The 6,334-nt window shown below is 45.7% G+C and carries 4 protein-coding genes; 1 reads left to right on the forward strand and 3 read right to left on the reverse strand.

Translation table 11 applies throughout. From position 1 onward, the window contains the following. The 3 genes from kaiC to H6S82_RS14050 all read right to left on the reverse strand — a co-directional run. Positions 1-1,243, reverse strand: a 1,243-nt coding sequence (kaiC, locus tag H6S82_RS14040; protein WP_191056330.1) for a circadian clock protein KaiC, incomplete at its 3' end; no start/stop codon positions are given. Between the two features lie 93 nt (positions 1,244-1,336). Continuing rightward, positions 1,337-1,654, reverse strand: a complete 318-nt coding sequence (gene kaiB / locus H6S82_RS14045) for a circadian clock protein KaiB (protein ID WP_190464615.1) — start codon at positions 1,652-1,654, stop codon at positions 1,337-1,339. Positions 1,655-1,744: 90 nt separating this feature from the next. Then, positions 1,745-2,770 (reverse strand): circadian clock protein KaiA, encoded by a 1,026-nt coding sequence (locus tag H6S82_RS14050; protein WP_190464614.1) that lies wholly within the window; start codon positions 2,768-2,770, stop codon positions 1,745-1,747. 202 nt (positions 2,771-2,972) lie between these two features. On the opposite strand from H6S82_RS14050, the gene H6S82_RS14055 reads away from it, so the two are divergent. Further along, a partial coding sequence (locus tag H6S82_RS14055; protein ID WP_242056942.1) for a hybrid sensor histidine kinase/response regulator occupies positions 2,973-6,334 on the forward strand: 3,362 nt, incomplete at its 3' end.

A 6,334-nucleotide genomic window follows, 5' to 3' on the forward strand; every position in this document is an offset into this window, starting at 1 on the left:
TGGTAAAAAAGCCGGTAATTTCTTCTTGCTTGGCAAAACCTGTTACGCCAATCACAAACTGTCTAAAAGCATTATTGCTCACTCCCCGCGCCAAAGCAGATAAAGAATCGATCGCAATTCGAGAAGGCTTAAATTGTGCAATTTCCGATTTAATAATTTGCAAGTGGTCTTCCAATCCAGCCGATTCCGGATAAGCACAAATAATTTTTAGCACATCTTTTTGTTCTAAATCCTCAAAATCAATACCCCATGAGTAAGCATTGCGCGATAGCTGAGCGCGAGATTCTTCATAAGCAAATAGCATCGCTCGCTCGCCTCTCATACAGGCATCTTGCAAAAATTTACTTACTAAAAGCGTTTTGCCTGTACCCGTCGCTCCTGTGGCCAAAATAATCGAATCTTTAAAGAAACCACCACCACACATTTCGTCCAGCGTTTTCACACCAGAAGAAACTCTCACATTAGAAGAACGTTGAGTTAATCGCATTGCACCCAAGGGGAAAATGTTAATTCCATCATTAGTAATAGTGAAAGGATATTCGCCTTTCATATGAGTTGTACCTCTCAATTTCAGGATTTCCATCGTGCGGCGACGCCTCTCTCCTTCCAAAACATTGCGGACAATTATCACATTGTCCGACACAAATTCTTCTACGCCAAAACGCGCCACCGGCCCATATTCTTGCTCCCTTTCGGTTGTCATAATAGTAGTCACGCCAACTTGCTTTAAACGCGCCACCAAGCGAAAGATTTCTCTTCGCACAACCGAAGCAGCATCGTATTGTTGAAACACCGCCGTCACCGAGTCGATCGAAACCCGTTTAGCTTTGTATTTACGAATGGCGTATTGCAGACGTTCAATCAAAGCAGAAAGGTCAAAACTCCCGACAACATCTTGTCCCTCCGGATCGGGAGAAGCATCTAGAATAAATAGCTTGCCATTCTCGATTAATTGTTGTAAATCCCAACCAAAGCTACAGGCATTTTTGATAATATCGTTCGGCGATTCTTCAAAAGTAACAAAGACTCCCGGATCGTCAAAATGAATGATGCCGTTATAGAGAAATTGGATGGCTAATAATGTTTTTCCAGTTCCAGAAGTCCCGCTTACTAACGTTGTTCTACCAACAGGTAAACCCCCATGACTTATATCATCAAATCCCTCTATAAGGGTACGGATTTTTTCGACTCCTACTTTTAGAGTTTCTTGTTTTTGTTCGGTCTGGTTTTTGGGTTTATTCATTGCTTCGATCGTCAAAAATGAAAGTTAAGAGCATAAACTAAAAGGCTAAATCCTTATCTTTGCTGGCTTGATTGGCCTGATGGCAAAATTCTTTTAAAAGCCCAATTCTTCTTCCTCACGCAATTCTTCGTAAAGCAGATCTAAACCAATCAATACCTTCTCTCTGTCGGAAAGATCGCCAATTATTTTTCGCACCGGGGGAGGTAATATTTTCGCCAGAGTAGGAGTTGCCAAGATTTTATCTTCTTCTGCCAGTTGGGGATTTTTGAGAACATCAATCACTTTCAGTGCGTAAACGCCTTGAAACTCTTGTTCAAGTATATTTTTGAGCATTTTTAATGCTCGGACAGAATTGGGTGTGTTCCCAGCTACATAAAGCTTGAGAACATAGGTTTTCTTCAAAGGGCTCATAAATCGTTATTACTTGTTCATTGTTCATTGTTGATTGTTCATGTTCATCGTTCATTCTTAATCTGCGGATCGCGAACTATGAACCATAATTTAAGATTCTCTGGGCAGCGAACGGCGGTACATTTCACATAAGTGAGCTATCACATCGATTAACGTCAGTCTGTAATCTAATAGCACTTCATCGTTACGCCCTTCCAATTTTAGTTGCTTGGAAAGATCATCCATTAACTCCATATGAATTTCCACAATATGAGTAACCGGTATGTCAGAAAAGAAAGCTGTATTGACAAATTCATCAATTTTTTGATTTAGGTTGGCATCTTGTACAAAGTAATTCAGAACTATCTGGCGGTAGTCATATTTTAATTGAGCCAGAAACTCCTGTTTTTTGGAAACTGAAAAATTCCGAAAGAAATGTTTGGGATTGCGCTTGTAATACACTCCCAGGTATCCTAATCGTTCTCTTAGTTTTTCTGCCAAGCGCTGTTGCTGTGACAAGAGAAAATTTTGTTTGGCGATGTTTTCGCCCCATGAGAATGTCTCGCACAAAGGAGCTTGGGAAGAAAGCTCCAGAAAGCGAGCGATCGCTTGCTCAATCCGATCGGCAATGCGATCCATTTCGCTAAGAGAGACTTCGATCGCCGCCGCATCATAAAAACTCACAATCCCCTCTGGAGTAAATTCTGCTGAAGTTTTCCCTGACTTTTCTGCGGGTAAGGTAGATTTGCGAATCTCATCACCCGATGTTGGGCTTAGCCTTACTTCTTCTATATCCGCCTTTAAAATCACGCTAGGTAAGAGCGTACCTTGCTCGTGCAACTGCTCGACAACGGTCAACATCTCTGGGACATCCTCTAAAATCAGGCAATCGATCTGTTGTTGTCGCTGCGTCACAAAACTCAAAAACGCCTCTTTTGACTGGAATTCAGACAGCACATAGCGTTCGCCACTTAAAAACGGCTCAAGCGACTGAGCCAATTGCTCAGAAGGCAAGAAAGTACAGATAGAAAGTTGCGATCGCACGTGCTTTTTGGAAGTAAGGGGATCAACTCGTTGTATAATTGCTTCCCCCCCAGGACAGACATCCTGTAAGGGACTCAATACAATGCTTAACATTAAGCTAACATTAGTTGAATTGTCATTAATTGTAATTGCCAAAATAGAAGGAAAATTCGTACTGAGCTCATAATATGATGTAGACCCTTTAAGCGTCTCCTACTCTGCGTTAAACAACATTTGCCTAGCTTACAGGCATTGCTTCCACCTGAAAAAGACGCACCGCCTACCCTGTATGTAGAGCGGTTGAGGCGTAAAAGTCATGGGACTGTGGACTCAAAGAGGCGCTTTCAGCTATTTTGAACTGCCAGCCAGACAGCACATACCCATGTCTACCCCCTGCCTGAAAGAATTTATCGCCATCGTCCCAATCTGCACGCAGAGGATGAGCCTCGCAGCAGTGCTGGAAATTTTCAGCCAGGACAACTGCGAGCCCAGCACCACCACTACTCGTTACACAAATAGCTTGGTAGTGGTGAACGAACAGCTACGCCCTATGGGAATACTGCACCTGAGCAGTCTACTGCCCTACTTGAACTTATCCAAATCGGCTTCTGGGGGGGCAATATTTAAAAGTGCCCCAGAAGCGACTTTAATGACAGCAGACTTCGAGCCGTCTTTGCCTCCTACCTTTCCGGGTGCAGCTTATGGAAGGAGCCTGGGAGAAGTAGAGCGAAAAGATGGGTTCGATCGCCCTGCGGTAAATAAAGCATCTGTGACATCGCGCCGACCCCAAATTGCGCCAGAATTTAATTTACAGCAACCTATTTTAGATCTCGGTCTATCCATCATTGAGCCGGTCGCCACCCTACCTGCCGATTTTACTCTCAAACAATTTTGGCCGTATTTGCAAGATCGGAGGTATAAAACTGCTCCCAGCCCTGACTGGGCTCTAGTCGATCCCACTGGCAAGTTTCTGGGCTTGCTGGATACTCAGCGTCTTCTGCAATACCTGGCCAATCGCTTATCGCCAGAAATATTAGCAGAATCCGAACCTCCACAAAAACCAGCAGCGCCAAGATTGCCTGTCGATCGCATCCCCTCAAACAACCCCACCACCACTACCCTAGAGGAAACCCTTCATCCCCTGATTGTACTGCTGGAACGACTGCCCTTACCCATCATGTTGCAAACAGGCAACGGTGAATCCGTAAACCAAAATTTAGCGTGGCGCAAACACTTTGGAGCCCTGCAAGACCCCGAATCGATCAGACGCGAAGCCGCTGAACTATTGGCAAAAGCACCACCTCCAGGGCAAGATGCCAAAGTGGAGGAATGGGACCATTTCTTTGGCGAAGCCTCAAATTTATTTGATTTTTCGGTTTTGCCGATCGCCACCCCAGCTAGAAACTCAGACGAGCCGACGACTCCTAACGATCGCACCTTTGCCCCTAAACTTTGTCATTTAGGTACAAATCCAAACACCTGCATTTGTATCTGTCCCATGCAAAATGGTTCCGAGCGAGCGTGGCAATTTATCAAAATCCCTCTGGGCAACGTTTTATCCAGCCAGGATCTGTCCCAAGATAGCCAAAGCACCCCCCAAAGTACACCAGAAGAGCTGCTTCAAGTGACTAAGTGTTATGAGAACTTTTGCTTAGCAACTTTAGGCGCAAACATGGATAGCTCCCTGGTAGCGCCTTCGATTCCCATGCTGGAACAAGAAACTCTGCGGCTTACACACGAAGCATTTGGCATCCAGTATGGAGATCTCAGAGCCAAGCAATCGGGACAACATATCGACGGTAAGCCGACCTCTGAGCCGGATAAAGGGTCGGAAATATTTAATAGCTCTCCAGAAGCGATCGGTGGTGACTTGTGGCTCGTGCTAGCACAGGATGTTACGGACGAGCAGCAAGTCGCCAAAGAACTGGCAGCTAAAAATGCCGATCTCATTCAACTCAATCGGCTTAAAGATGAATTTTTAGCCTGCATCAGTCACGAACTAAAAACTCCTCTCACAGCGGTTTTAGGCTTGTCCAGCTTGCTCAAAGATCGTTTGCTGGGCGAACTCAACGATCGCCAAATCCGCTATGCGCGACTGATCCATCAGAGCGCTCGCCATCTCATGACTGTCGTCAACGACATCTTGGATCTTACCCGTATGGAAACTGGGCAGCTGGAGCTGACCCTCGCTCCCGTGGATATCCAAAATGTATGCGATCGAGCTTATGAGCAAGCTCGACACCTCGTATGGGGAAAAAACAAAGAAGAAGAAGAAGAACGCATTGCCCTCACTCCAGAGCCTAACTTCACTCTGTCGATCGAAACCAGTTTAGAAAGCTTGATCGCAGACGAACTGCGCCTGCGTCAAATGCTTGTCAATCTGCTCTCCAACGCGCTTAAATTTACAGAGCCTAACGGTCACCTTGGCTTAAAAGTCAGCCGCTGGGAAGGCTGGATTGCTTTTACGGTCTGGGATACAGGGATAGGCATACCCGAAGAAAAACAACACCTAATCTTTCAAAAATTTCAACAGCTAGAAAATCCCCTCACCCGTCAGTTTGACGGTACCGGACTCGGACTGGTTTTAACCCAGCGTCTCGCTCGCCTTCACGGCGGGGATGTTACTTTTATTTCCAAGCCAGGTACAGGTAGCGAGTTTACGCTTCTCCTACCTCCCAGTCCACCTGGAAATACTTATGAATTCCCCACAATGAGTTCTGAATGGGAAGAAAATTCTCTAAATCAAAATTCTTATTTTGTTCAGCAAAACTCTTATGCCACACACCAGAAGTCAGAAGCTTCATCTCGCTTAGTTTTAATCGTAGAAACCACACCCCGATCGATCGAAGAACTAACAAACCAGCTTTTGGGGTTGGGCTATCGAGTCGTCATTGCTCGCTCCGGTACGGAAGCTTTAGAAAAAGCGCGACGGTTGCAACCTTGTGCCATTTTCCTCAATCCCCTCCTACCTCTCCTCTCAGGTTGGGATGTACTCACTTTGCTCAAATCATCTCCCCAAACTCAACACATACCAGTGATCGTCACCGCCACTAGGGCAGAAAAGAATTACGCTTACAGTAAGCGAGCTAATAGCTTTTTGACTTTGCCGGTGCAACTGGATGATTTGCGCCAAACTTTGGAAAGCTTGGCCCACCCTCAAGCATCCGAAAAGGGTCAAGCTTCCGGGACCGGTTTGATCGTTCTGCGGCTTAGTACACGTGCGCCAGGGGATTTAGCAGAGGATCGCAACAGTGCGATCGCAACAACTAATTTATCTGTCGAGCCGACTCACCAGCCGGCTTCTAGCACGGCAATATTTAAGACTTCTCCAGCAGGCGATTTGGAGGGCGAGAAAGTCGCAAATTCACACCAGGCTTCCTCGTTCCCTCACCCCAATTTGAGTAAACTTTTACATCAATACAATTACCGGATTTTAGAAGTTGACGATCTCGATCAAGCCGAACTTCTAGCGCGGGTTTGGCAGCCCCAGGTAGTCTTACTCGAAAGCCAAATTTCCGATCCTATACCTTACTTGGAACAGCTGAGCCAACACCCAGCCTTGGCAAGTTTGCCCTTGGTGGTTTTGGATGAAGCGACTGCTAAAGCTGCTCTTCAAGTAAGCGGTAAACATGGAAAGTTGCCTTTACAAGTATTTCCTTGTTTGACAGCCCCTGGATC

Origin of the sequence: Planktothrix sp. FACHB-1355, assembly GCF_014748295.1 — a bacterium.
Taxonomy (GTDB): Bacteria; Cyanobacteriota; Cyanobacteriia; order Cyanobacteriales; family Aerosakkonemataceae; genus Aerosakkonema; species Aerosakkonema funiforme_A.

Coding starts and splice junctions, on each gene's coding strand:
- H6S82_RS14050 (WP_190464614.1), bottom strand. CDS start 2,770: ATGTTAAGCATTGTATTGAGTCCCTTACAGGATGTCTGTCCTGGGGGG.
- kaiB (WP_190464615.1), bottom strand. CDS start 1,654: ATGAGCCCTTTGAAGAAAACCTATGTTCTCAAGCTTTATGTAGCTGGG.